Origin of the sequence: Nostoc sp., from assembly GCF_036917195.1 — a bacterium.
Classification (GTDB): domain Bacteria; phylum Cyanobacteriota; class Cyanobacteriia; order Cyanobacteriales; family Nostocaceae; genus Nostoc.
Map to the genome: position 1 here is coordinate 103,001 of NZ_JBALDG010000033.1, position 25,398 is coordinate 128,398.

Sequence of the window (25,398 nt, forward strand, 5' to 3'; positions counted from 1 at the left end):
ATGAAAATCGCTCCTTTTTTGACATCTTTAGTTGTAGCGGTTTGGGTAATAGCGATCGCAATTATTTCAGTCCAAAATGCCACACCCGTATCGTTAAAATTCTTAACATTCCAATCGATTCAGATACCAATGGGTTTAGTGCTAGCTTTTAGTGCCGGTGTAGGGTTAATTGGCATGGCGCTGCTGCAACCTTTTTGGGGCCTTGCTAGTTTTGGACAGCGTAATTCTCGATTGGAAGACGATGCCGAATTTTTTGTTGATGATGATTTTTGAGCCTTAGCTGTGCAGTACCAAAACATTATTACAATCTAACCAGGAAAACGAGGTGTTAAGCCTTGTATTCGAGGAATGCGAATTACCGTCTACGAAGCTATGCAGCTGATCAAAAACGTCTATGAGTGGAATTTATATAGCAGATTTTAATTTGTGGATTGAACAGACAGCCCAACTATTGCGATCGCATCACTGGCATGAAATTGATGTGGAACATCTGATTGAAGAGGTTGAAAGTTTGGGCAAAAGTGAACGGCGGGGTATTGCTAGTCAACTAATTCGCCTACTGTTGCATCTGCTCAAGTGGCAATATCAACCTCAGCGTCGCTCAGATAGTTGGTTGGATTCTATTACTGATTCTCGTACCCAAATTGAGTTAGCCATACTCGATAGTCCTAGTCTCAAGAGTTATCCAACAGAGCAACTTGAGGAAAGCTATCAAAGGGCACGTCGCCAAGCAGCCAAGCAAACGGGCATACTTGTATCCGTGTTTCCAGAAGATTGCCCATATTCTTTAGAGTTAGTGTTGGATGAAGACTGGCTACCGGAAGCAAACGATACTTGATAACTGTATTTGTGGCTGTGTCATAGAAAGCACATTATAAGGAAATGTCCATATTAGTTAACCTGTTGCCAAACTCTGATGACACGCTTTGCTACTGCAACTAAAAGTTTTCCATCTAGACTGAATGCTATTGCATGAGTTCTACTATAACTAGATTGAAGTTGTTCAGGATACTTGCAAATCAGTTGTCCTGTTTCAATCTCGTATAGATATACAGTCCCCTTTCCATCTATACTCGCAAGTAGCTTGCAGTCAGGGCTAATTGTAATTGCATAAATATAGTTTTCGTGTAACTTTATAAATTTTAAATGTGGTTTTAATCCATTTATTAAATTTTCATGAGATGTATTCAAAATTTTTATTGTTTTATCGTTACTACAACTTGCCAAAATCAATCCGTTGCTAGAAAAACAGATATCCATAATTTGTTCTTCATGCGCTGATAATTTACATAGTAAATGCTGAGAGGATACTCTCCAAAAACTAATATTTTTATCTTTTCCCGCAGTAGCTAAAATTTCACCTCTAGGATGAATTTTAATCGAATTGAGATTATCTTTGACATCTATAGTGAACTCTATTTCAAAGTCAGGTAGTTTCCAAGCCTTGACCGTTTGATCTGAACTACCACTAAAAATCCGCTTACCATCAAAGCTATAAACTAGAGAATACACAGATTTTGAGTGCCCTTTTAAGGTCTTAAGTAGACTTTTTGTAGTATAGTCCCAGATTTTAATAGTTTTATCATCACTTCCTGAAGCAAAAAAATTATTGTCAGGACTTAAAGCAAGAGCAGTAACATCTCCGCTATGTCCATCGCCAGTTTGTCTTCTAGTACTTGCAACAAAGTATTGCAAGATTTGATTTTCCAAATCCCAAAAATTGATGTAATGGCAACTATCGCCTGTTACAAGTGTCTTATTAGTTAGGCTAATTATAAGACTGCATATATCTCCACCTTGAGCCTGAATTTTATACTCTTTCCACTGCAAATTATTTATGAATTCTAAATTTTTCAGGCAATTTTTTAAACCACTACCATGAAGTAAATCCTCTATTTTAATAGTAATAAAATATCCCGATTCCTCAGACTGGAAACTAATTTCATTTGCGTTAATTTTATCTTTAATAATTTCTGTAGGAATGAATCCTGCCATCAGAAGTCTATATTCAGATTCAAACTCATTAAAACTTTGACTTTCCAAATGTTTTTTATAAATTAATACACACGCCAAAACTTTGTTTATTTCTATTTCATCTTTAGAAAACTTCCACTGAGTATTAATGTTGCCATGTCTAGTTTTAACTTGCATTCCAATATCTTTATTTGAATTAATCATAAAATCCACTTTCCCATCGCCGCTAGGGAGAATTTCATAACTTACTGAAGTTATGTAGTTTCCAAGAGAGTGTTTTACGGCAATTTCTCCCAATTTTCCCTTTAGATGATTAGAGAAAATCACACGAGCATTATTACTCTGATACTTAAATTTATCAACCATTTTCCAAGCAAACTCTCTAGCATATTTTAATTCATCCAATAAAATGATTTTTAATTCACTATAATTCCCTTCATATCTAGAACATAACAATTCTTCATCCTGATTTGTATTGAGTCTCTGAATGAACTCAACTTGTATTTCTCTCAGAAGATTAGTAGTATTCATAAAGATTTAGAAGATTCTTTATATGTTACAAACTACTGCCAAATACTGGACTTGAGCAGAATTTACAAAATGGCAATAAAGCGCTGATTTTTTAGCCTTTACTTGATAATAATTTCAAACCAAAGTTTCTGGATCAACACCAAGCGCCTTCAACCTTTCAATTAACATTTTCACCTGTTGTTCTGCTTCCACACGTCGCTGTTCTTCAAAAGCTGTGCGTTCTTCGGCTTCCCTAATGCGTTCTTCTGGTGTCAGTAATTTTTGCCCTTCTTCGTCATACCAGTATAGCCACTCCCGCACTATACCTTGATAAATTCCCCGTTCTCGCCCAATTCCTAAACCAACCTCTGGTAGCCAAACAGGATTTCCTGACATTAAAATATATTCCCCATCAACTAGGCGATACACCTCCAAAGGCGGCTTTTTATGCCGAAGAGGACTATATACAACGTAGTACAAAATTCCTAATTCTTTGGCATACAATTCTTTCTTAGTACTATATTCTTCCCGATATATTTGGGAAACAACTTCTAGTGCTAAAATCGGCAGTTTATTTTCTTCCCACAGCACATAACTTAGGCGCAAGTCCTCATCAATGAAGCGTTTAACTCCTAAGCTGAAAAACCCATCAGGGACAATGGCTGGTTTGTCTGGGTCATAATAAATACCCATCTCAACACCAAAGAACCAATCCCAGCGATCGCACCAAACCAAAGCTAGTGTCGTTTTCAGTAAGCCGGGAATTAAATTTTGTAGTTCATTATCCACAGCGGTATCATCTGAGTCGGGTAATTCTTCGGAAGATGGCAAACAATGTAGCGGATTGTAGTTTAACATGAGCGGTTTTGCCAAATCTTATTTTAGATAGATTGTAGGTAATCTATTACAGAATTGGTATTAGCGATCGCCTCCAAGCAATGTGCATCAAAAAAGGGCAGGTAGAAAACCCGCCCTCAAAGTAATAAATATTTCAACTAAACTAGCGATCGCAAGTTAATTAGCGATTTGGGGCGCACTTAAAGAAACCTTTAGTACATCGTCTTTTTGCTGTGCTAATGTCGGCACAGAATCACGCAATCTTGCTGTCAATTGTACAGTTGTGGCGTCGTACATTTGAGTCAGCAATTTTGGATAGAAACCAATACCAATAATTGGCACCAACAAACAAGCAATGATAAATACTTCGCGAGGTTCAGCATCTATCAAAGCTTGGTGAGAAACTAATTCCTTGTTCTCTTCTCCGTAGAAAATTTCCCGCAACATCGACAGCAGATAAATTGGAGTTAAAATTACTCCCACTGCCATCAAGAACACCACAATGACTTTAAAGGTAGAGCTATAAGCATCGCTAGTAGCAAAACCGACAAACACCATTAATTCTGCCACAAAACCGCTCATCCCTGGCAATGCCAAAGAAGCCATTGAACAGGTGGTGAACATGGCGAAAACCTTCGGCATTCTCTTACCGACACCACCCATTTCATCCAACATCAGGGTGTGTGTCCGGTCATAAGTTGCGCCAACCAGGAAGAACAAACTCGCCCCAATTAACCCGTGGGAAACCATTTGCAACACTGCCCCACTTAAACCCAAATCGGTAAAGGAGGCAATACCAATCATCACAAAGCCCATGTGAGAAATTGAGGAGTAGGCAATTTTTCGCTTCAGGTTGCGTTGGGCAAAGGATGTCAAGGCAGCGTAGATGATATTAACTACCCCCAAAACCACCAACACTGGTGCAAAAAAAGCGTGGGCATCGGGTAGCATTTGGGCATTCATCCGAATTAAGGCGTAACCGCCCATTTTCAGGAGAATACCTGCTAATAACATGTGTACAGGGGCTGTAGCTTCCCCGTGGGCATCAGGTAGCCAGGTGTGCAAGGGAATAATTGGCAACTTGACGGCGTAGGCAATCAGGAAGCCAGCATAGAGGGCAAGTTGGAAATTCAGGGCGAAGTCCTTTAAGGCGAGCGATCGCATGTCAAACGTCACCGTATCGCCGTAAAATCCCATTGTCAGAGCAGATAGCAAAATAAACAGCGACCCGCCAGCAGTGTATAAAATAAATTTGGTCGCTGCATATTGCCGCCTTTTGCCTCCCCAAATCGACAGCAGGAAGTATATCGGTACTAGTTCCAGTTCCCACACCAGGAAAAATAACAGCATATCCTGGACAGCGAACACGGCAATCTGACCGCCATACATTGCCAAAATCAAGAAGTAAAATAGCTTGGGCTTGAAGGTAATAGGCCAAGCTGCTAAAATCGCCAGCGTGGTAATGAATCCAGTCAAAATAATTAGGGGCATGGACAAGCCATCTGCCCCTACTGACCAATTCAAATCTAGTTGGGGTACCCAGGGGTAACTCTCCACCAACTGCAAACCTGGATTGGAGAAATCATACCCAGTATAAAAAGCATAAACAATTAGTGCAAAATCTATCAGCCCTACTATCAGGGAGTACCAGCGCACTGTTTTGCCTTCTTTGTCGGGGATGATGGGAAGAAGTAGCGACGCCGCTATCGGAAACAGAATAATCGTCGTCAGCCACGGAAAATTAGCTGTATTCATCACAATTCGTCTGCTATCAAAATCAAATTTGGCAAAAAGTCACTAGTTATTAAGTAACAGCTTTTTGGGGATTTCGTCTTCCTCGTTAGGTTGATTTAATTAAATTGGCAATCCTCCATTTTTTCTCTTGAGAATCTTTTTTGACAGTTGGGGGTACGGAATGTGGCTTGAGATACTCCCAGTCAAATCAAAAATTTACCCTAGAAAAGCCGCTAAACTAGAATTTTAGCGATGCGATCGCGTAGCCTAACCTATCGCTAAAAATACACGATGCTATTTGGTGGTTGTTGAAAAAAGCAATTTGGTGTAAAAAAGCATGACAGGAGAAATAACCATAATGATAATCGCACAAATTGAAAGTCAGATTCGTTATGTCACCAACATAGAGGGAGAAACAACAGATGTACTCGTTCCTATAGAACTTTGGCAACAGCTGATGAGTTCCATAAATTCTGATAACGCCAGTGGTTTAGCTTGGGTTGATGAACAAGAGCCAAAAGCACAAATATTAGCTGATTTGCAAGAGTCCGTGCGACAAGCAGCAGTAGGACAAACTTTTCCAGTTTCAGAGCTTTGGGACGATATCGAAGCCTAGATTTATGGCAGAAGTTCGCTTTACACCTCCCTTCAAACGCCGTCTCAAAACTCTGACTAAACGCTATCGCCAAATTCAAATTGACATTCTACCCATTATTGATCAGCTACATGCTGGGAATTTTATCGGTGATCAAATCTCTGGGATAGACTTGACTATTTTTAAAGTTCGAGCAAAAAACAGTGATATCCCAACGGGTAAAAGTGGTGGATATCGAGTGATTTATCAGGTTGTCTCACCTGAATGTGTCTTACTTCTACTCATTTATGCAAAATCGGATCAGGCAGATGTGAGCTTAGAAGAGATTGAAGATGCAATTATAAAAACATAGCCATATATAGATAAAGCGCGATCGCCTGCGATCGCATATCATTTATCTACTGTGTAGTCTGTCTTCCATAGCAATAACTTCATGCCTTTCTCCGATTTCACTAATCCTTACCAAAATCCGGCTAACATACCACAGAAGTATCGCCAGCATATAGATCTACAAAAGTTATTTAAAGCTGATGGTTCTTATGTGCGTCCAGCAGAAGACCCAGTGACGATGTGGGCGCTTCAGATTTTAGTAGAACAGTACGGTGTTCCAATACAGGCAATGGAACTAGAACTAAATGCAGATTTTGCCGAGGGAACTTATCAAAGTGGGCGACGCTATCAAGGACGGGCAGACGTTGTAGTTTATGATGACCGTTATGCTGATTCTGTAGGTAATTTGGATGTAGCCTTCATTATGGTGGAGGCTATGGAACCAAGTAAAAAAGTTGGCGGGACTGAGGGGGAAGGTTGGGTTGATCATCTTAACCGACTCAATGCTTACATGAGTGCTTCACCATCTGCCCGTTATGCTATTTTAACCAATGGTAAACATACAGTAATTTATCGTCGTGACCTTGACTATCCAAGAAAGTTAGAAATAATTGGTGATTTACAGAAGTATGAAAGCGCCCGTGAAGCCGCACAACACAGTTTTTATACTGTAATTCTTAATCCCAGTGAACCAGATGGAATTCAAACAGGACTCACGCCCCTAACCCGTGATAAGTTTCGGGAGGTTTTGGGAGATACGCGTTCTGGTTGTCACTCTATTCTGAGAGATAACGAGGGTTTGCAGCCACAAGAAGCCGTTGATGCAATGGTTAAATTCTTGTTTGCTAAGTGGTATGACGAACAGGCAACAATTGACTTGGTAAAGCAAACAGGAGAATCACGGGCTTATGTATTTAGTGTTAGTAATGAAACTGACCCAGAACGTTTATTAGTTCAAGTCAGAGACACTTTTGAGAAAGCGAAGCAGTGGGAACGAGAAACACTAGCGAAAAAATTTGGTGATGATTTGGGTGTGCGTTTGGCTTTTAATGAGGCTGATGTGCTGCAATTCAAGCCTCACACGACAATGGAAATCGTCAAGCGTTTACAGCCTTGGAGTTTGCGAAAATCTTCAGCAGATGTCAAAGGTGGAGTATTTGAAGATTTTTTGAGTAAGACTTTCCGTGATGATTTGGGGCAATATTTCACACCTACACCTGTAATTAATTTAATGGTGGGAATTTTGCAACCAACAGTAAATGATTATGTTGGCGATCCTGCTTGCGGTTCAGCGCGGATGTTGACGCACGTTTTGGATTATGTGCGTAAGCAGGAGTATGCAAAAGCAATAGCAAATAATGGTGGGAATCCTAAAGGGATTAATCCTGAAGAACCAACGCAAGAGTTTATCAAGTTTCGAGATAATCATTTATTTGGTGCTGAATATTCTCGAAATGTGATGCACGTAGCGCGAGTTAACACTTTAATGAATGGCGCACAATATGCGGATTTAAAGGTAATGGATTCGTTGGAGCGATTGAGTAGCATTACAGGAGGAATTTCAGAGGGACTGCCAGAACGTCCTGGGTTTTATCTAGGAGGGTTGACAATGATTTTAACTAATCCTCCATTTGGTTCTAAATTGACTAATGCTAATGTTTTGAAAGACTTTGCTGCACGGGATGGGGTGACAAAGAAAAAGGGTAAGGTTGTTAAAACTATTTCCCAAGAAGTCGCTTTTATTAACCGTTGTCTTGAGTATCTTGCACCAAATGCAAAGTTAGCAATTGTTTTACCTGATGGGGTATTGGCAACTAGTTCAATGCAGGATGTACGAGACTGGATTTTACGCTGGGCAAGGTTAAAAGCTGTAATTAGTTTGCCACAAGAAACCTTTACACCTTATGGTGCCGGTGTTAAGACTAGTGTAGTTTTTCTAGAAAAGCGCGAAACATCTTTGTCAGCAGAAGCTCAATTAGAATTAGGAAAGGAAGTTATAGAAGCTGATGAAGATTACGAAGTTTACATGGCAAGAATTGATGATATTGGTTATGATGCTACAGGTCGATTATCTGTATCTGAAGAAGAAGCACATTTACCTCTTGAAATAGTAGAAACAGTTACAGACTTTGAAAGTCTATCAGGATGGTAATGGATATTAATAAACATGATATAAAGCGATTTTTAGTTAAATCAAGTGATTTGACTAGAAAGAAACTTTTTGTAGAATTTTATCAGCCTAAATTTCAATTTCTATTTAAAAAATTGCATGAATGTCCATATCCTCTTCATTTATTAAAAAAATTAAGTAACCGGATGTTCGACGGCCCTTTTGGTAGTAACCGTAAAGTTGACATGTATCAGGATAGTGGAATTCCTTACATTAGAGTTAAGGATGTTCTACCTTTAGGAATTTTTTTAGATGGACTTAAATATATATCTCAAGAAAAACACAATGAATTGATTCGTAGCCGTGTAGTTACGGGAAATATTTTGATAACAATAGCGGGTAGAGTTGGGACTGCTGCTGTATTTCCTGAAAGTCTAAAAGAAGGTAATATTACTGGTCATATTGTTGGTTTAGAACTTTTAAAAGAAATAAATCCTCATTATGTTGCAACATTTATTAATTCTCAATTAGGTGAATTTCAAGCTATTAGATTAGGGCATAGAACAACAAGACCAGAATTGAATTTATCTGAAGTTGGAGAGTTTATAATCCCCATTCCTCCTAGACCTGTTCAAGATCACATTGCTCAAATAATGCAGGATGCTTATGCTATTCAAAAGAATAAGTTGTCTGAAGCGCAACCATTATATCAGGCAATTAATCAGTATATTTTAGGGGAATTGGGAATAGATATTACAAAACTTAAAAATCATAACCGAGTTATCAAATCAATTCGTTCTATTGCTGGTGGTAGATTTGATTTTGAAGCAGTAGTTACTTTGCAAGAAATAAATTTGGGATTAATGAAACCAGTTTTACTTCGAGAAGTTGTTAAGCAAGTTAATCAACGTATTACTCCTGTAAATGAGTATGCAAATGAAAATATTAATTATATTGGACTAGGTAATATTGCTTCAAATACTGGTGAATTAGTAGATTTTTTCCCAGTTCAAGGAGAGGAAATTCTAAGTTCATCACCAAAATTTGAAGTTGGTGACATACTCTTCGGACGTATGCGACCATATCTAAACAAAGTTTGGTTGGCTGAATTTAATGGCGTATGCTCAGGTGAAGCCGTTGTACTTAGACCTAACAAACAAAAAGTAGATCCTATTTTTTTGCAGGGACTTCTCTTAAGTCAAATTACTCTTAATCAAGTTGTGCCACTACAAAGTGGTACTTCACTTCCTAGAGTTTCTGCATCAGATATTCTTAATATCAAGTTGCCAATACCCGAAGATTTAAACAAACAAAGAAAAATTAGTGCCGAAATTTCACGCCGTTGTGCTGAATCTAAAAAATTGCGTGTAGAAGCTGAAAACTTAGTCACTGAAGCAAAAGCCCGTGTTGAGCGCATGATATTAGGAGTAGAAGAGGTGACATGAAGGAGGGCACCAAATATCAGCCACTCCTAAACTTTTTGCGTGGCAGTGATCAAAGTGAAATAATCCTTTCTTTTGCCGAAATTGAGACTTTAATAAATGATACTTTACCAAATTCAGCAAAAAGTAAACGGGCATGGTGGAGTAATCGCAGCAAAGGCGCATTACAAGCTTTAGCCTGGATAGAAGCAGGATATCGGGTTGAAGATGTTGATTTTGATCAGCAGCAAGTAAAATTTTACAAACCTCCTAATAACTTTCAAGTTCAGGTTAAAGGTGACACTGTACTGTGGAATGGCGAATTAATTAAAGCACTGCGTCTTCACATGGGTTTAACACAGGCAGAGTTTGCAGAAAGGCTAGGAGTCTATCAGCAAACAGTTAGCCAATGGGAAAACAACGCCTATCAGCCAACTCTCGCTACATCGAAATATCTAACTTTAGTTGCTGATCGGGCTGGATTCAAATATATAGAGAGAGGTTAGAAGTCAAAAGAGTTTTTGGATCTGTCTGTTGACATTTTACAATGTAAATTTTATTTTTGTCAATATACAATCTACATTGTAAAATGAATATTGAAAACACTGAACCGAAAGCCCTCTTCCTCTCCCCTGACGGCAATGTATACCCGGACAACCTAATTTGCTCCGGCATCATCCCCGCAGAACTCGACGGTAAACCCTGCCTCTATTCCCAAGCAGGGCGCTTTCCTGGAATTAAACCCCTAAATTCTGAAGACTCAAACTACACCATAGACAAAGGAAAACCAGGCGACCTCTGCCCAACCTGCGCTAAACAACAACTTGCACACCTTGGACACTGGCAAGGTCACAGAAATCAAATATTCCCTGAAGAACTGCTATCACTCCGGTTGTTCAAGTGCCGGATGTGGCTATGGCTAGTTGTCCCAGGACTGCACGACCATGATGCAACCCAGCTTTTACCGCAAAAGCTATGAGATGAGAGTGTTTAGAAGCGATGAAAACACACTCACACTTACAGCAACAAAATTACAAATCTTGTCAAAAGCCAGCAAATAAGTTTCCGAGGCTTGCTGCTAGCTCTTGGCTCCCTAACAAAAGGAGACATTCACCATGATAAAACCAGTTATTGCCCAAAATCATCCTTGGGTGATAGTAAAAACTGTAGTGATTACCCAATCTCACACCGTCGCCCGTTTTGCTAACCGCCAAGATGCAGACGACCATTTAAGATTTTTGCGTCGAACTATTCCCAACGGAGGTTTTGAGATTATGTTTGAACCGCCAAATGATCTAAAAGAAGACTTTAAAATTTAATTACTGACTATTAGCCAAAAAAAGGAGCCTAAATTAGACTCCTAAGAAACTTAGGGGCGGACATTCGCCCACCCCTATGAAAATCAGGTAACACCAAAGACAACCACTAAGCCCAAAACCGCCCCAAACACAATCAAGGCATAGAATTGAGCGCGACCGTTTTCTAGGTACTTCAGACCTTCACCGCTAACAAGGGTGAAAAAGCCTGTGAGGTTAACAGCACCATCTACAACGCGGAAGTCGACTTCCATAACTTGTCTAGCTAGGCGACGCAAGCCGACAACAAAAACCCGATGGTAAATGTCATCGAAGTACCACTTGTTGAGGGATAATTCGTAAAGTGGTTGGATTTTAGCAGCGATCGCAGCCGGGTCAATCTTATGGCGCAAATACATTAGCGAAGCCAGAGTAATCGCAATCAAAGAAATTCCGACTGAGGCACCCGCCATGATGTAGAATTCCGTCGGATTGAACTCGGAAGCCTTTTCTATAACTTCGGAGAGAGTTTCGCTAGGAGGAAAGATAAACTCTTCAAAATAATTGGCGTAGGGAGTTCCCACCAAACCAATCAAAATCGAAGGCACAGCCAACAGTGCCAACGGCAGCGTCATTGTCCACGGCGACTCGTGGGGGGAGTCACTATGATGCCCGTGGGAGTCGTGGGAGTCATGATGCTCACTAGTTGCCGCCAATTCTCCTTTCTTCATCGCCCCAGGCCCAAAATTCGGGGCTAGTTCTTCTGACTCTAACTCCAGGACAATTGTCGCCGCAGCCTTCTTGAGTTTTTCCTTGATTTTCTCGTCAGTACCCCGGAATTTGCCTTCAAATGTCGAGAAATACATTCTAAACATATAGAAAGCAGTAATACCGGCAGTTAGCCAGCCGATAAACCAGAGAAGTGGGTTCGCCTCAAAAGCCTTCCCTAGAATTTCATCTTTTGACCAGAAACCAGCAAAGGGCGGAATACCAGAAATTGCCAAGCAACCAATCAAAAAGGTAATTGCCGTGATCGGCATGTACTTCCGCAGTCCACCCATCAGCCGCATATCTTGCGCTAAAGCGGGGTCGTGACCGACGACACCTTCCATGCCATGAATTACTGAACCTGAACCCAAGAATAGCATCGCCTTGAAATAAGCGTGGGTCATCAGGTGAAATAGTCCAGCACTGTAGGAACCTATTCCCATTGCCATCACCATGTAACCGAGTTGGGAAATGGTGGAGTAAGCCAAGCCCTTTTTGATGTCGTTTTGGGTAATCGCAATGGTTGCCCCCAAAAACGCCGTAAACGCCCCAGTAAAGGCAATGACGTTCATTGCGGCTGGGACGTGTTCAAATACTGGGTACATCCGGGCAATTAGGAAAACACCCGCCGCCACCATCGTTGCCGCGTGAATCAAGGCAGAAATGGGAGTGGGGCCTTCCATTGCATCTGGTAGCCAGACATGGAGGGGGAATTGGGCTGATTTAGCAACTGGCCCTAAGAAAACTAAAATCGCAAACAGGACAGCAAGAAAATTGCTGATCGAACCTGATTGGACGAGTTGGGCGAGGCGATCACCCATGACATTAAAATCAAAGCTTCCTGTTGCCCAGAACAGCCCCAAAATGCCGAGTAAAAGACCAAAGTCACCCACGCGGTTGGTCACAAACGCTTTTTGAGCGGCATCTGCTGCTGACTTGCGATCGTACCAAAAGCCGACCAGCAAGTAGGAACACATCCCGACCAGTTCCCAGAATATATAAATCTGTACTAGGTTGGGGCTGACCACCAGACCTAACATTGAGGAGCCAAACAAACTGAGATAGGCGTAAAACCGCACGTAACCTGGATCGTGAGCCATGTAGCCATCGGTGTAAACCATGACTAACAAAGCTACCGTTGTCACAATCACCAGCATTAGGGCTGTCAGGTGGTCAATAGTGTAGCCCATGTTCAGGTGAAAATTACCTGCTGCCGCCCACTCCAAGGTGCGGATATAAGGCGCGTGTCCTTGAATTTGACTCCATAGCAAAGCAAACGACAGCCCCATCGCTGCTCCCATTAGGGAGATAATCACCACAGCGTTAAGCTGCCGTAGGCGGTTTGTCACCTGATTCAACGAGATTAACCCTAGACCGACCAGCATTGCCCCAAAAAGAGGTAACACCGGAATCAGCCAGGCATACTGATAGATTACTTCCATCACTGACGCCTACTTTTAGAATTCTTGACTAGCGTGTCGGAACTGTTAACAATTGTGACACACACCCTTTAGGATAAAATAACCCACCCAAGGGTGATTGGGTGGGGTGTTAAGCATGGTTTTAGATTTCGTCACTGGTCATTGGTCATTAGCGCTCTTTTTTTACTCTCATTAGAGAATATTTAAAACATTGTTTCTCCGTGCTTGATTCCAAACAAGGATTTTTTGGCAATGCTTATCAAGCGAGGCTTTGAAAAAGATTCAAGGTCAGCATCTTATTTTTCTCTCCTCACAGACATAAAAGAGCGTTAGTCCTAATGCCCAATGCCAATCAAGCAGACCGATACTCTAAGTCAGCTGTTTTCGGACTTTTGTAGATTTTTGGGCAACTGCTGTAGTTAGCTTTAATGTCTTCTAAAGCTAGACGTAAATCTTCTCTGCCGCGAAAGCTTTCCAAGCGATGCCGAACAGTGCCATTTTCAATCAATAGTAAGGTTGGTAGTGACTTTAGCCTATAAGTAGTAGACAATTTAAAATTTTGATCGGCATTAATCCCAACTAATTTGATTTCTTCCCCATATTGGGCTTGAAATTGCAACAATAGCGGGTGAATTATCCGACACAAGCCACACCAAGGTGCTTCAAAGTTAACTAAAACAGGAATAGGAGATTCTAAAACTTCTTGAGTAAATGTCCGCTCACTAACCGACAACACCATGACGCCTCTTGGATTATAAGGTTTTTATATCAAACTACTTATCAGCACTGAAGTGAAGGATTGGTAAGTCGTTAACTGCTAATAGATGCTTTCAGGAACCAAATCTCAGGACACAGAATAATTAGGCAAAAATTGAGCGCGTTGATGTGTCTCTGACAAAAAAACCAGCGCGACTCTCACGGTGGCTTTTTTGGATGTTAAACTCCTGATTGCCGTCTCCACCTGTGAATTTGACTAAATTGCCATTTATTCCCAAGGAAAAGCAACTGACCAACAACTACCAATATAAAATCTTAAACTGACTGAACGCACCTCCACTGAATAGCTGTTTGAACTGATCGTACATTGATTCGGGGCAATTGATAAGGTGAAATTCCCATCTATTTTGGATTTTATGCTGATACTGGGGATCGCGTGAACTACCTACATTTGGGCAAGCGGTAAGTGTAGGTTTCCCAATTCATTGGCAAACTATCTTGCAGGATACCTTGTGTAGAAAATCTTCTCGAACTCTAGATATTTTTGAGTAAGCTTTAGCCAGAGCTAGTTTAGCTTTACGTCATTTGTTAGTAGTCTTATCCTTTTTTCGGCGGGATAGCTTTCGCTATTTACGCTTTAAGTTTCGTTCGTATTTTTATCAGATGTTTTGGATTCTGATATTTTGACCCGTCAGAAGTAACGGCAAAATCAATCAATCCAAGGTCAATGCCAATCGCCTTCCATTCTGGAGCCAGTGCGTTGCGTATTTTCCCTTCGTTATAGCAACTGGTGAACCAGCGCACCCAAGTTGGTTTCCTTCTGTAGGCGACTGATGTTAGCGCCACGGAGAGCGATCTCCCAAGGGGAGACGCTTTAGCGCAACGAGCGTCACCCGTTCGCTCTTAGCGTTCCCGCAGGGTAGGGCGTTGCTAGATGGTATCTTTTCAGCTTCATCGTCAATTAATAAAGATGCATAATATCTACCATCAGACATCTGAGAAATAGTTAGAGTTCTCAATTTACCAACAAGGTCATGGTGAATCTTCGCTTTTACCACTCCCAGTTTTCTAGGAAATTTCATCTTTGAGTTAGAGATGATTTTGACGTTAGTTGGATATTGAAGAGACTGTCTACCGTGCCTAGTTTTAAAGGTTGGGTATTTAGTCAGACCATCAAAGAAGTTGATAAAAGCTTGAGACAGATTTAAACAGGATTGCTGCAAACATTAGGAATAACATTCTTTGAGCCATTTATACTCAACTTTCCAAACTGGAATCTGTTTCTTCATGTCGTAAGCTGACAAGCCCTTACCCGTCTTTTTGTAAGTCTGAGACATTACACATAGAGACTGATTCCAAATCCAGCTAACACAGCTATAGGCTTGTACCAAATGAGCTTGCTGGGCTGTTGTTAGGTAAAGTCTGACTTTGACCGCTCTCAACATGAATCGACCTGATTACGCTTGAGTCACCATGATAATATCTCTTTTGCCAACAATCAAGACATTTGTTCGTCTCCTCATCCACCTCCTTGATTGTCGAGAGCTACGCTTGTTGATTCATTCGGGGGGTGGTAATCGTCTTAGGCGGATTAAATGGAGCAGTGCGGTGAGCCAGACGCTAACAGGGGGTTTCCCGACTTGTCCCTTGCGCGTCTCCCCGAATCACATTGAGAGAGGCTAGCGCCTGCCGTAGGATGCCCAAAGGGCTGTAGGGAGAAGCAACTGGCGTTAGTGCAGATAAGGCGAGTCAGACGCTACGCACAGTCACCTTAGCTGCGCTACCCTTGCGTCATGAGCATCACCCGTAAGGGTCTTGGGGGAAACGAGCGACTACCGTCTCATCGCCTCCCTTTCCTGCGGAACGCTACTGCCAACGGGTAGGCGAGAGGCTTCTGCTCTTTAAGCTAAATTTCCCATCTGATCCTACTAGTTGCTTCCAGCAACAGAGGGTGCGACCACCAAAGCAAAACTATAAAAATAGTGACTCCCAAATAGGCAGGGCGGATAAATTCCTGCCATTTGATAGATTGACGACCGTCAATAATTGCTTTGAAAGGAATAATTGAAGTCCGTTGTTTAGCAATTTCAAAGGATTCCCCATAGCGATCGCTCAGACGGCGATCCCCGTGCCAAACCCCAAACAAGTGATGCAACACCAATCCAATGGAAGTCACAAGGGTAAAGGTAGTACCCAGCCACAGAGTATGGGCAACACACCAAATTATTTGTCCTACCATCTGAGGATGACGGGTAATCCGAATAATTCCTGTTTCGTAGAGATGAACTTGGGGCTTTTGAATGGCAGCAACTTCTAGTAGATTGAAGGTAGCAGGATATAAAAACAAGAACGAGATCGCTGACAGCAGCCAAACAAATTCTCGCACTCCTAGCACCCCTTGCACCTGCCAAAGTTGCAAACCATCATAGCGGTGCCTAAAAAAGTAAATAATTAATATCACAGCCAACGTTAAGCTGACTAATGCAAAGAGAATGCGATAAAGCCTTGGCCCAATGTATTTTTCTGCCCAAGGGCGCAAAGCAGCGCCTCCACTATGAGCGATCGCAAAAACTATTTGTAACCCCAGTATGACAAAATGACTAGGTGTCAACCAAGAAATCAGTAGCATATAGACGGGTGAAGTAATTTAAAGAAAATTGAATTCAGTACAACCAATACCACAAAGTGTTCAAAAGGGGACTTTAGTCAAGATGTTGTGCTACTGTCTTTTTCGAATCAAGCCTTCAAGTTTAATATGCAACAAATCATGCCGAGCTGATTGCTGCCAAACCTGATTTATTGTGTGCATCCGCTCCTTTCAAAGTTTGTGGGTTGAGCCTTATGTCTGACCTTCCTTTCACTTTAGATCAGTTACGTATTTTAATAGCGATCGCCCAAGAAGGAAGCTTCAAGCGCGCCGCTGATAGTCTTTATGTCTCCCAACCTGCCGTCAGCTTGCAAGTCCAAAATCTCGAACGACAGCTGGATGTCCCCTTATTTGACCGTGGCGGACGACGCGCCCAATTAACCGAAGCAGGGCATCTACTCCTTAGTTACGGTGAAAAAATCCTCAGCCTGTGTCAGGAAACCTGCCGCGCGATCGAGGATTTACAAAATCTCCAAGGCGGTACTTTGATTGTCGGTGCTTCTCAAACCACCGGCACTTATCTTTTGCCCAAAATGATTGGGATGTTCCGACACAAATATCCAGATGTGGCAGTGCAATTACACGTCCACTCCACCAGGCGAACTGCTTGGAGTGTCGCTAACGGACAAGTTGATCTGGCAATTATTGGCGGTGAAATTCCGGGTGAACTATCAGAATCTTTAGAAGTTCTTCCTTACGCTGAAGACGAACTAGCGCTGATTCTACCTGTCTTTCATCCCTTAGCCAAACATGAAAAAATCCAAAAAGAAGAGCTATACAAATTACAATTCATTGCCCTAGATTCCCAATCGACTATCCGCAAAGTAATTGACCAAGTGCTAGGACGCTGTGAGATTGATACAAGACGTTTTAAAGTTGAAATGGAACTAAATTCCATTGAAGCAATTAAAAATGCTGTGCAATCTGGTTTAGGAGCTGCCTTTGTTTCAACTAGCGCGATCGCTAAAGAGTTACAAATGGGTGTTCTGCACTCTGCCAATATTGAAGGCGTCGTCGTCAAACGGACGCTGTGGCTGATTTTTAATCCCAATCGCTATAGATCCAAGGCCGCAGAAGCTTTTAGTCGGGAAATTTTGCCCCAGTTTGCTAATCCTGGATGGAATCAAGATGTGTTAACATTGCCACAAAAAAACATAGTGGTAACTACATTAGATATAGCAACGCCCACCTCCGGCGGCGAAGACTAAAATCTGGTGATTAGTCTTTGAAGTTCTGTACCCTTGTTTTGAGGTCGCCGCTGCGCGTAGCTTGGCTTTTGAGTAGGGTTCCGGGAATAGTAACCAGACCCTCTCTACCAGACACGCTCTCTACGCGGACTCGTTGGCAGAGCCTCTGGTAGAGTTGAGGCTGTGCTATCGCCGTCAGTCGGCGCTCATACTTCTTTTTTTGTCATTTGTTCTTTGTTTTTTTGTAAATGACCAATGACCAAATAATTCGTAATCCCCTACGGGAAGGCTGCGCCTACGTAATTCGTAATTATTACCTCATAGTTGTTCGCGCAGCGTACCATACCAAGCTAGGGGTTTGACATCAGGAAAAAAGTTTCTTGTTCTTTACAAATAAATTTAATCGCTCTGTAACCTGAATGAATTACGAATTATATAGCTTGCTTATCGCCAGAGGCGAGTATTATCAATTACGAATTATTTTGACTAATGACTAATCACGAAAATGGAAGTTTACTGTACTCGTCCACGTTGCCCACGCCCACAAAACTATTTTGCCGATTTAGATGATATTACGACGTTGAAAACAATGCAGCAAAAGTACTGTATTACCTGTGGTATGCCACTGCTGCTAGATGGTCGATATGTGACAATTAAGCTGCTGGGAAGAGGGGGATTTGGAGCAGCATTTTTGGCACGCGATCGCCGAATTCCAGGAATGCGTCAATGCGTAGTTAAGCAGTTTCAACCAGCGGGTAATTTAACTTTAAATCAACTGCAACAAGCACAGATAATGTTTGAGAGAGAGGCAGAAGTTTTAGCACAGCTTGGTAACGATCACGAGCAAATTCCTGACTTGTTTGCCTTCTTTCCAGTGATAGTTAATAGTTTGCAGCCGGGACAGCAAGACCAGTTTTTTTATTTGGTACAAGAGTATATTGATGGGCAAAACCTAGAGGAAGAATTAGTTCAACAGGGTAAATTTTCTGAACAGCAAGTGTTGGAGGTGCTGCAAGAAATCTTGAAGGTGCTAAAGTTTGTCCATCATAGAGGCATTATCCACAGAGATATTAAACCGTCTAACATCATGCGCCGTCGTGATGGTAAACTTTTTCTTCTAGATTTTGGCGCAGTAAAGCTTGTGACAAACGCTGCATCTGGTTCTGCTGCTTCTTCCACGGGAATTTATTCTATGGGATTTGCACCACCCGAGCAGATGGCTGGAGGTCAAGTATTTCCATCTACAGATTTATACGCCTTAGCTATAACTCTTATTACTTTGTTGACAAATCAGGAAGCAATTCAACTATTTGATGCCTACAGCAATCAGTGGAAATGGCGATCACAAGTGACTATCAACCCTCGCCTTGCTGATATTTTAGACAAAATGCTGCTACCTGCTGCTAATCAGCGCTTCCAATCAGCCCAGGAGGTTGTAGATGCTCTTAACTCACAGCCTCTAGCCCCGACACAACTTAATTCGCCTTCTGTAACACTCCCAGCACAACCACCTAAAAGTTCTAGTCCCGTCGTCCCCCCCCGTTCACCAACTCAACCAGCGTTTTCTACAGTGGAATTATTGGGTGGGGCGGCATTTAGTGGATTTGAGGGTGCATTGATCGCGATCGCCCTCTCTAGTCTAGTAAAATTACCAATAGCTACTTTCAGTATTGCATGTGTGATTTTGGGGATACTGATATTTGCCCAAACCAAGCGGTGGATTGAAAAGTTCGATTTATTAATTATTCCGACAATTACTTTTGCGATTATTTATTTTCTTCCCTTTTTACGGGTGGGTGTTGATATTCAGACAGTAGTTTTTTTATCAGTTGCAGCAGGCTTAGTAGCCATTTCACTAACAGCCGTATTTCGACTTATTTATAAATTATTATCTCTGTTACTTTAAAAACTTCTGGTGTTAACAGCCACCTATGTCTCAGAAAAACGAAACACTTAGTCTTTTCTTAGCCGTAGTCATTACCATTGGCTTAATCTTTGGTGGCTTATGGTTTTTTATGGCACGATGGGCGCAATTAAATAAACTTATTGCGAACCAGTCGGAGAATAGCAATCCCAGAGATACCATTTCTGTTCCTAAGCCTATAGAGACTGGCAAGACAAGTAATACCATCAGCAAATGTGACGTGCCAAATCTCCCAGAAGGGACATTCAACTATGGTGGTAGCACAACCTGGGCACCTATTCGTAAAGACGTAGACTCCGTACTCCAAAGCCAATGCTCTCAGTTTATTTTACGCTATACTCAACCTCCGTCAGGTGAATCAGGATCTGGAACTGGCATTCGGATGTTGATAGACAATCAACTAGCTTTTTCTCAATCTTCTCGCTCGGTTAAGGCTGAAGAAAATACAGAAGCTAAACAAAAAGGATTTAGTTTCAAAGAAATTCCAGTGGCGATTGATGGAATTGCGATCGCAGTTAACCTCAATCTCAACATTCCTGGTTTAACTGTCGCCCAACTCAAAGAAATCTACACCGGCAAGATTACTAATTGGCAACAGGTAGGCGGGCCAAATTTACCAATTACAGTTTATTCTCGTAGCAAAGAAGCTGGGGGTACAGTGGAATTCTTTGTCGAAAATATTCTAAATAAAGAGAATTTTGGTACCAACGTTAGTTATGTTGGGACGACCACTGAAGCAGTACGAAAAGTAGCTGCAAGTCCTGGCGGAATTTACTATGCTTCTGCCCCAGAGGTTGTACCCCAGTGTATGATAAAATCCCTGCCACTAGGGCGCACAAGCGGTCAATTTGTGCCTCCCTACCAAGAACCCTTTGTACCTCCGTCTGAATGTCCCACTAAGCGTAATCAGTTGAATACTCAGGCGTTTCGTAGCGGTGACTATGCAATTACCCGCAATTTATTTGTAATTGTTAAACAGAATAGTCAAACAGATCAGCAAGCAGGCGTTGCTTATGCAAATTGGCTGCTGACACCTCAGGGTCAAGAACTGATCCAAAAGGCTGGATTTGTCAGAATTAAATGATCAAAGCGGTTAGATTTAGCAAAATAATCAAATAATAAACATTTTTATTTTATTCAAATTTTTTTATGTCACAAAAGAATGAAACCACAATTTTAGCCTTGGCTCTGTTGCTGACAGTTGGAATAGTTGGCGGTGGTGTGTGGTGGTTTACTAATGGCTCTGGGTTCAAAATTGGTAATACCATCATTTCAAATCAAGAAACAGGCAGCAATCCATCCCTAGAAAACCGGATTAGTTTTGGGGAAAAAATTTTGACTCCAGGTGACATTTCTCCTGCAAAAAAAGAAGGAGTACAGGCGATCGCTGCTAAAAGTTATGATAAAGCGATCACTAATTTTACTGCTGCCTTAAAACTCAAGCCTAATGATCCAGAAACATTAATCTTTCTTAACAATGCCCGGATCGGTTCCAAGAGCTACACCATTGTGACTTCTATACCAATAGGAACTGACCCCAATATTTCTTTAGAAATTTTACGTGGCATCGCCCAAGCCCAAAATCAAGTTAATCGCTCTGGAGGAGTCAAGGGAGTGCCGTTGAGGGTAGGGATAGCTAACGATGACGACAAGCCAGAAATATCAAAGCAAATCGCTTCCAGCCTAGTTAGCAATTCAGAAGTATTAGGTGTAGTTGGGCCTAATACTAGCGATTCCACCTTAGCAGCAGGTACTATTTATAATTCTGGACAACTTGTAGCAATTTCCCCTACTAGCACATCTGTAAAAATTTCTAACTTTAGCCGCTACGTTTTTCGCACGGTTCCCAGTGATTTTATGGCTGCTAGAAGTTTAGCTAACTACATGGTGAAAAGGTTGCAGAAAAAAAATGCAGTGGTTTTCTTTAATTCTCAAAGTAATTATAGCCAGTCTTTAAAGTCTGAGTTTGTTTCATCTGTTTCCCTAGAGGGTGGACAAGTATCCAGCGAATTTGACTTATCCAAGGTGGATTTTAGCGCGGCTAAAAGTCTAGAACAAGCAACTAAGCAAGGTGCAGAAGTGTTGATGTTAGCAGCTAACACTGAAACTCTGGATAAAGCGTTACAAGTAGTTCAGATTAACCAGAAACGGTTAATTCTGCTGGGAGGAGATGATGTTTACACTGTCAAAACTTTAGAAATTGGTAGAGAACAAGCTGCGGGGATGGTAGTGGCAGTTCCCTGGCACATTGATAGCGATCCTAAGTCAGATTTTCCCCAGAAATCACGGCAGTTATGGGGCGGTGATGTGAGTTGGCGAAGCGCCCTCAGCTATGATGCCACTGTAGCCCTGATTGAGGCATTAAAACGCAATGCCACACGATCAGGAGTCCAACAAGCACTCTTCTCCTCTGACTTTTCTGCCACTGGCGCTTCTGGTACAATTCGGTTTTTAGCATCAGGCGATCGCAATGCACCAGTCCAACTTGTGAAAATTGTTCCTGGTTCTCGCTCTGGCACTGGTTATGACTTTGAACCAGTGCGATAACCATCGAAGAAAGGCAGAGAGCTGGAGGCAGGAGGGTTTTAGCCTAGTTTATCTTTCTTTACATAGTTTGGTTTTATGATGCCAACTTACTTATTTGCTATCCAGATTGTCTGAATGCTTTTTTCTCACTTGTGAGAAATCGGAGTAATACTGCCATAACTATTTAATAAACTTTGCTTTTTCTTAACTTTTCATTAATTTTCAGGTAACAAAATACAGAAGTGGGGATTTATTAGCACCTGGTGAGGTATTGCAATCTTGAGGTTTTCCCAAGTGAGTAACTGCCGAACCCAGAGGGCTAATGGACGAGTTGTTTAATACCCTGTCGTTTGTGGGGAAAATCAAGAATAATTTGATGCGATGGAAATTGTACCAAATTATGGGTGCAGTCATTTCTGACTTCTGGATTTTTCTTTATACCTTCAAGCCTAGCCATAGCAGTATCTTCACTTTGGCATTATTTTCGGTGTGCAAAGAACGCACTTTTCTAAACTATGGGCAAAAATATTAACAGCAAAATTATGCTGAATGCAACACCTTTAAGAAGGTTATCGCAAGCAACTGCTACCGCAGCGCTTGGTTTCGCTATGCTTGCAGCTATTGGTACAGATCCTGCCCAGGCTGTCAATTTGAAAACATTTAATATTTCAGGAAATTTTGCTCCTGCGGCTCTTGATGGTTCAGTAGGGCTACCTGTGAATTTAGCAAATAGTTCTTTTAATGGGACTTACACAGTGGATGTGGATCAATTACCCACTTCTAGTTCTTTTGTAGATTTGACAAGTTGGACTGTCAACTTAGTCAATGACAATACTGTTTTGCGAACATTATCCAACAGTTTGGCTGGCAATACAGCTTACATTCAAGAGAACATACTTGCTTTTGCAGACGCAGGCTTATTGACAAAGCAAAACCATAATTTGTACAGTTTGGAACTATATTTTGACAGAAATTTCACAGGTACAGGTAGTACCAATGATGGAAAATTTTTGGACAACAGTAACCTGGGAAGTGTCCAAAGCTCCGGCATTACTGGCGTTACTTTTGCGAAAAGTGAGCCTGTTCCTGAACCTCAAACTTTTGCTGGAACAGTAGTTGTTGCTACTATCGGTTTGTGGCTGAAAAGAAAGCAAAAAGCTTAAATAGCAGCATAATTTTGCCTCTGCTCAAAGGTGTTAAATTTTTCTGAATTTCGGAACCAATGAAGCACGGTGGAAGCCAAATACCTATTTTAAATCAATCAAATGCTTGCGGTATATGAATAAGAATTACTAAGGAGATGTGCTTTGAAACGATTTACAAAGTTCTATTTTGCTCTAACCCTCTTGCTACTACCGTCCTCGATCATACCGTCGATGTTTCTCGGCGAGGCTCGCGCAGAGGATTCTTCTGCACATGAAGCATTGCCAGCAAACTCAACCGTCACAACTCAGCCAGATGTAATGCCAGACGTGAGGCGATACTTAAATGATCCGCACAAGGAACCCAAGCTGCCGCCGAAGTTGCTCACGAAAGTACTTCACGAGCGGATCAAATATGTCTTCGTAATCTTTAACGAGAACCACTCCTTCGATAACGAGTATGGCACGTTGCCCGGTGTTAACGGACTCTACTCAGATGGACAAAAGCCCCGTGACCCAAAGAAGACGCCGGGTTTCACCCAGAGCTATACGGATGCTAAAGGCGAGACCGTCACGCTTGAGCCATTCCGGCTTGGGCCTGAGCAGAACTCCAGCGTCGTTGACAGCGTTGACCACTCGCACACCGGACTTGCAACCAAGCTCCACGTTGTGAACAGTAAGCCACAGATGGATCAGTTCGCCTCCGACGAATACACACGTTTCGCATCGAAGGGTGGAGCAGCCAACATTGCTGAGGGCAAGCAGTTTGCCCGCCTTGTCATGTCGCACATCGACTGCGACACCATTCCGTTCTTCTGGAAGTGGGCTAGTCGCTTTACAGTCTTCGACAACATCTTTGCAACCGAAGACACGCCTTCAACCCCGAATGCGGTGGCGATGATCGCGGGGCAGTCGGGTGAAACGCAATGGGTGAAGCACGGTTCGAGCGGCAAATCTTACACTGTGGGCAGCCACACTGGCACGACGCAGGGTGTACCCATAGTCAACGACCCACAGCCTTTCTATGGCTCCCAGTTCGACACAACGACGGACAACAAGCAACCTGCTGGCACGAGAGAGAGCTACGCCGATAACAACATCTCCTCGAACCTGACCTTCGCCAGTCTGCCGCTCACCTTCCAGGGGCGCGATATTCGGTCGGCCTTGGCTGGTAACAGGAATCCTTTATTCGATCTAGCCGACATCCAGCAGGATATCCCTTATATCCAGCAACTCCGAACTGAGCCTGTGAATTGGCGCTGGTATCAAGAAGGCTACGATTTCGAACCGACCGATACCAACGGGATCGCTTCCCACAATGCCTATGTCACCCATCACAACGGCACACAGTATTTCGGCTATATCGCCAACACCCCGGAGGTGAGCAAAAACCTCCGCGGGCTTAGTGACTTTTTCACCGACATAGCCAAAGATACCCTGCCAAAAGGCGGCGTGTTCTACGTCCGTGGCGGCTACACGAACCAGCAGGGGTTGAAGCCGCCGATCACGAACCCCAATACACCCGCAGATGAAATCGCCGCGATTAATGCGGCGAAGTCGGGCGATGACGATCATCCGGGCTACACCGATCGTCAGCTCAGCGAAGCGATGGCGGCCAGGGTGATCAACGCGATCGCCTCAAATCCGAAGCTTTGGCAGCAGAGTGCTATCATCATTACCTACGACGAGTCCGATGGTTTCTACGATCATGTGCCACCGAGGATCTTGTCCTATGGCCCTGACGGGCTGCCGCTCTCCCGTGGTGTCCGTGTGCCACTACTTTTAATTTCACCCTACGCCCGGACGCACGCGGTCTCACACGTCGAGGGCGATCACAACTCGGTGATCGAGACGATCAACACGATCTTTGGTTTACCTGCCCTTGCCAGCCTGCCCGATGAGGCACAGGCACTTGCTGCTGGCAACTCCCCACAGTTCAACAAGTTCGGGCCGCCAGGATTTGAGCAGAAGTACCTCGGCCCACGGGACATCAATTCGCCGATCACCGACAGCCTACTGTCAGGCTTTGATCCGAAGCGCCTGCTCGGCATCTCGCCGCCACTGCCAGCCTCGTTTGCGAAGATTCCAGACAGCGTTATAAACACACTCCCGCACTACGGTGGGCAAGGCTGCCAGGCGATCGGAGTCACGCCGGAGGACAAGCGCCAGGGGATAGTCAACAAAATCCCCAAGGGCTTCAACCCACTACCAAGTACTTATCCAGAGGCTAACCCTTAAAGTGCTGAGTGCTGAATAAACA

General features: G+C 42.6%; 23 protein-coding genes and 1 pseudogene. 16 read left to right on the forward strand and 8 right to left on the reverse strand.

Translation table 11 applies throughout. The annotated features are described in order from the left end of the window. The 3 genes and pseudogenes from V7K40_RS11585 (at position 1) to V7K40_RS11595 (ending at position 838) form a co-directional block, all read left to right on the forward strand. Positions 1–273, forward strand: coding sequence for a LapA family protein (locus V7K40_RS11585; RefSeq protein ID WP_334959602.1), 273 nt, complete (start codon positions 1–3; stop codon positions 271–273). A 9-nt stretch (positions 274–282) separates the two neighbouring features. Continuing rightward, positions 283–378 (forward strand): annotated as a pseudogene (locus V7K40_RS11590) (DUF433 domain-containing protein); the annotation flags it as partial. Between the two features lie 16 nt (positions 379–394). After that, complete coding sequence (locus V7K40_RS11595; RefSeq protein WP_334959604.1) at positions 395–838, forward strand: DUF29 domain-containing protein; 444 nt, start codon at positions 395–397, stop codon at positions 836–838. A 53-nt stretch (positions 839–891) separates the two neighbouring features. Here V7K40_RS11595 and V7K40_RS11600 read toward each other — a convergent pair whose 3' ends face one another. The 3 genes from V7K40_RS11600 to V7K40_RS11610 form a co-directional block, all read right to left on the reverse strand. Beyond that, positions 892–2,505 carry a WD40 repeat domain-containing protein gene (locus V7K40_RS11600; RefSeq protein ID WP_334959606.1) on the reverse strand — a complete coding sequence of 538 codons (1,614 nt, stop codon included), beginning with the start codon at positions 2,503–2,505 and terminating at the stop codon, positions 892–894. Between the two features lie 114 nt (positions 2,506–2,619). Then, positions 2,620–3,342, reverse strand: a complete 723-nt coding sequence (locus V7K40_RS11605; RefSeq protein WP_334959608.1) for a Uma2 family endonuclease — start codon at positions 3,340–3,342, stop codon at positions 2,620–2,622. A gap of 156 nt (positions 3,343–3,498) precedes the next feature. Then, positions 3,499–5,076, reverse strand: coding sequence for an NAD(P)H-quinone oxidoreductase subunit 4 (locus tag V7K40_RS11610; protein ID WP_334959610.1), 1,578 nt, complete (start codon positions 5,074–5,076; stop codon positions 3,499–3,501). A gap of 337 nt (positions 5,077–5,413) precedes the next feature. On the opposite strand from V7K40_RS11610, the gene V7K40_RS11615 reads away from it, so the two are divergent. The 7 genes from V7K40_RS11615 (at position 5,414) to V7K40_RS11645 (ending at position 10,830) form a co-directional block, all read left to right on the forward strand. After that, the gene (locus tag V7K40_RS11615) at positions 5,414–5,671 is read left to right on the forward strand and encodes a hypothetical protein (protein WP_334959612.1); all 258 of its coding nucleotides are present in this window, start codon (positions 5,414–5,416) and stop codon (positions 5,669–5,671) included. Positions 5,672–5,675: 4 nt separating this feature from the next. After that, on the forward strand, positions 5,676–6,002 hold the full coding sequence (locus V7K40_RS11620) for a type II toxin-antitoxin system RelE/ParE family toxin (protein ID WP_334959615.1): 327 nt from the start codon (positions 5,676–5,678) through the stop codon (positions 6,000–6,002). Between the two features lie 81 nt (positions 6,003–6,083). Next, on the forward strand, positions 6,084–8,132 hold the full coding sequence (locus tag V7K40_RS11625; RefSeq protein WP_334959617.1) for an N-6 DNA methylase: 2,049 nt from the start codon (positions 6,084–6,086) through the stop codon (positions 8,130–8,132). Then, complete coding sequence (locus tag V7K40_RS11630; protein ID WP_334959619.1) at positions 8,132–9,535, forward strand: restriction endonuclease subunit S; 1,404 nt, start codon at positions 8,132–8,134, stop codon at positions 9,533–9,535. The genes V7K40_RS11625 and V7K40_RS11630 overlap by 1 nt, the downstream gene beginning before the upstream one ends. Beyond that, positions 9,532–10,017 (forward strand): helix-turn-helix transcriptional regulator, encoded by a 486-nt coding sequence (locus V7K40_RS11635; protein WP_334959621.1) that lies wholly within the window; start codon positions 9,532–9,534, stop codon positions 10,015–10,017. Before V7K40_RS11630 ends, V7K40_RS11635 begins: the two co-directional genes overlap by 4 nt. An 83-nt stretch (positions 10,018–10,100) precedes the next feature. Beyond that, positions 10,101–10,490, forward strand: coding sequence for a hypothetical protein (locus V7K40_RS11640; RefSeq protein ID WP_334959623.1), 390 nt, complete (start codon positions 10,101–10,103; stop codon positions 10,488–10,490). 136 nt (positions 10,491–10,626) lie between these two features. Continuing rightward, entirely contained in the window at positions 10,627–10,830 is a 204-nt protein-coding gene (locus V7K40_RS11645; protein WP_334959625.1) for a hypothetical protein, read from the forward strand. An 83-nt stretch (positions 10,831–10,913) separates the two neighbouring features. Here V7K40_RS11645 and V7K40_RS11650 read toward each other — a convergent pair whose 3' ends face one another. The 5 genes from V7K40_RS11650 to V7K40_RS11670 all read right to left on the reverse strand — a co-directional run bounded on the left by V7K40_RS11650 (position 10,914) and on the right by V7K40_RS11670 (position 16,341). Continuing rightward, positions 10,914–13,016, reverse strand: coding sequence for an NAD(P)H-quinone oxidoreductase subunit 5 (locus V7K40_RS11650; RefSeq protein WP_334959627.1), 2,103 nt, complete (start codon positions 13,014–13,016; stop codon positions 10,914–10,916). Between the two features lie 331 nt (positions 13,017–13,347). Beyond that, a complete protein-coding gene (locus V7K40_RS11655; protein ID WP_334959629.1) occupies positions 13,348–13,734 on the reverse strand; it encodes a thioredoxin domain-containing protein in 387 nt (128 codons plus the stop codon). 814 nt (positions 13,735–14,548) lie between these two features. Next, positions 14,549–14,794, reverse strand: coding sequence for a hypothetical protein (locus tag V7K40_RS11660; protein WP_334959631.1), 246 nt, complete (start codon positions 14,792–14,794; stop codon positions 14,549–14,551). A 144-nt stretch (positions 14,795–14,938) separates the two neighbouring features. Further along, positions 14,939–15,157: a helix-turn-helix domain-containing protein gene (locus tag V7K40_RS11665; protein WP_334959633.1), complete on the reverse strand. Its 219-nt coding sequence runs from the start codon at positions 15,155–15,157 to the stop codon at positions 14,939–14,941. A 461-nt stretch (positions 15,158–15,618) separates the two neighbouring features. Next, positions 15,619–16,341 (reverse strand): NnrU family protein, encoded by a 723-nt coding sequence (locus tag V7K40_RS11670; RefSeq protein ID WP_334959635.1) that lies wholly within the window; start codon positions 16,339–16,341, stop codon positions 15,619–15,621. A 212-nt stretch (positions 16,342–16,553) separates the two neighbouring features. Between V7K40_RS11670 and V7K40_RS11675 the strand changes: the two genes are divergently transcribed. The 6 genes from V7K40_RS11675 (at position 16,554) to V7K40_RS11700 (ending at position 25,376) form a co-directional block, all read left to right on the forward strand. Further along, positions 16,554–17,567 carry a LysR family transcriptional regulator gene (locus V7K40_RS11675; protein WP_334959637.1) on the forward strand — a complete coding sequence of 338 codons (1,014 nt, stop codon included), beginning with the start codon at positions 16,554–16,556 and terminating at the stop codon, positions 17,565–17,567. A 484-nt stretch (positions 17,568–18,051) separates the two neighbouring features. Further along, the gene (locus tag V7K40_RS11680; RefSeq protein ID WP_334959639.1) at positions 18,052–19,452 is read left to right on the forward strand and encodes a serine/threonine-protein kinase; all 1,401 of its coding nucleotides are present in this window, start codon (positions 18,052–18,054) and stop codon (positions 19,450–19,452) included. 25 nt (positions 19,453–19,477) lie between these two features. Next, on the forward strand, positions 19,478–20,554 hold the full coding sequence (locus V7K40_RS11685) for a PstS family phosphate ABC transporter substrate-binding protein (RefSeq protein WP_334959641.1): 1,077 nt from the start codon (positions 19,478–19,480) through the stop codon (positions 20,552–20,554). A gap of 65 nt (positions 20,555–20,619) precedes the next feature. Then, positions 20,620–22,017: an ABC transporter substrate-binding protein gene (locus tag V7K40_RS11690; protein ID WP_334959644.1), complete on the forward strand. Its 1,398-nt coding sequence runs from the start codon at positions 20,620–20,622 to the stop codon at positions 22,015–22,017. Between the two features lie 521 nt (positions 22,018–22,538). Beyond that, positions 22,539–23,159: a PEP-CTERM sorting domain-containing protein gene (locus tag V7K40_RS11695; RefSeq protein ID WP_334959646.1), complete on the forward strand. Its 621-nt coding sequence runs from the start codon at positions 22,539–22,541 to the stop codon at positions 23,157–23,159. A gap of 144 nt (positions 23,160–23,303) precedes the next feature. After that, positions 23,304–25,376, forward strand: a complete 2,073-nt coding sequence (locus V7K40_RS11700; protein WP_334959648.1) for an alkaline phosphatase family protein — start codon at positions 23,304–23,306, stop codon at positions 25,374–25,376. Positions 25,377–25,398 lie beyond the last annotated feature (22 nt).

What these genes read in the sequence shown, in the direction of transcription:
- V7K40_RS11585 (WP_334959602.1), top strand. Translation starts at nt 1, where the DNA reads ATGAAAATCGCTCCTTTTTTGACATCTTTAGTTGTAGCGGTTTGGGTA.
- V7K40_RS11595 (WP_334959604.1), top strand. Translation starts at nt 395, where the DNA reads ATGAGTGGAATTTATATAGCAGATTTTAATTTGTGGATTGAACAGACA.
- V7K40_RS11600 (WP_334959606.1), bottom strand. Translation starts at nt 2,505, where the DNA reads ATGAATACTACTAATCTTCTGAGAGAAATACAAGTTGAGTTCATTCAG.
- V7K40_RS11605 (WP_334959608.1), bottom strand. Translation starts at nt 3,342, where the DNA reads ATGTTAAACTACAATCCGCTACATTGTTTGCCATCTTCCGAAGAATTA.
- V7K40_RS11610 (WP_334959610.1), bottom strand. Translation starts at nt 5,076, where the DNA reads ATGAATACAGCTAATTTTCCGTGGCTGACGACGATTATTCTGTTTCCG.
- V7K40_RS11615 (WP_334959612.1), top strand. Translation starts at nt 5,414, where the DNA reads ATGATAATCGCACAAATTGAAAGTCAGATTCGTTATGTCACCAACATA.
- V7K40_RS11620 (WP_334959615.1), top strand. Translation starts at nt 5,676, where the DNA reads ATGGCAGAAGTTCGCTTTACACCTCCCTTCAAACGCCGTCTCAAAACT.
- V7K40_RS11625 (WP_334959617.1), top strand. Translation starts at nt 6,084, where the DNA reads ATGCCTTTCTCCGATTTCACTAATCCTTACCAAAATCCGGCTAACATA.
- V7K40_RS11630 (WP_334959619.1), top strand. Translation starts at nt 8,132, where the DNA reads ATGGATATTAATAAACATGATATAAAGCGATTTTTAGTTAAATCAAGT.
- V7K40_RS11635 (WP_334959621.1), top strand. Translation starts at nt 9,532, where the DNA reads ATGAAGGAGGGCACCAAATATCAGCCACTCCTAAACTTTTTGCGTGGC.
- V7K40_RS11640 (WP_334959623.1), top strand. Translation starts at nt 10,101, where the DNA reads ATGAATATTGAAAACACTGAACCGAAAGCCCTCTTCCTCTCCCCTGAC.
- V7K40_RS11645 (WP_334959625.1), top strand. Translation starts at nt 10,627, where the DNA reads ATGATAAAACCAGTTATTGCCCAAAATCATCCTTGGGTGATAGTAAAA.
- V7K40_RS11650 (WP_334959627.1), bottom strand. Translation starts at nt 13,016, where the DNA reads ATGGAAGTAATCTATCAGTATGCCTGGCTGATTCCGGTGTTACCTCTT.
- V7K40_RS11655 (WP_334959629.1), bottom strand. Translation starts at nt 13,734, where the DNA reads ATGGTGTTGTCGGTTAGTGAGCGGACATTTACTCAAGAAGTTTTAGAA.
- V7K40_RS11660 (WP_334959631.1), bottom strand. Translation starts at nt 14,794, where the DNA reads ATGAAATTTCCTAGAAAACTGGGAGTGGTAAAAGCGAAGATTCACCAT.
- V7K40_RS11665 (WP_334959633.1), bottom strand. Translation starts at nt 15,157, where the DNA reads ATGTTGAGAGCGGTCAAAGTCAGACTTTACCTAACAACAGCCCAGCAA.
- V7K40_RS11670 (WP_334959635.1), bottom strand. Translation starts at nt 16,341, where the DNA reads ATGCTACTGATTTCTTGGTTGACACCTAGTCATTTTGTCATACTGGGG.
- V7K40_RS11675 (WP_334959637.1), top strand. Translation starts at nt 16,554, where the DNA reads ATGTCTGACCTTCCTTTCACTTTAGATCAGTTACGTATTTTAATAGCG.
- V7K40_RS11680 (WP_334959639.1), top strand. Translation starts at nt 18,052, where the DNA reads ATGGAAGTTTACTGTACTCGTCCACGTTGCCCACGCCCACAAAACTAT.
- V7K40_RS11685 (WP_334959641.1), top strand. Translation starts at nt 19,478, where the DNA reads ATGTCTCAGAAAAACGAAACACTTAGTCTTTTCTTAGCCGTAGTCATT.
- V7K40_RS11690 (WP_334959644.1), top strand. Translation starts at nt 20,620, where the DNA reads ATGTCACAAAAGAATGAAACCACAATTTTAGCCTTGGCTCTGTTGCTG.
- V7K40_RS11695 (WP_334959646.1), top strand. Translation starts at nt 22,539, where the DNA reads ATGCTGAATGCAACACCTTTAAGAAGGTTATCGCAAGCAACTGCTACC.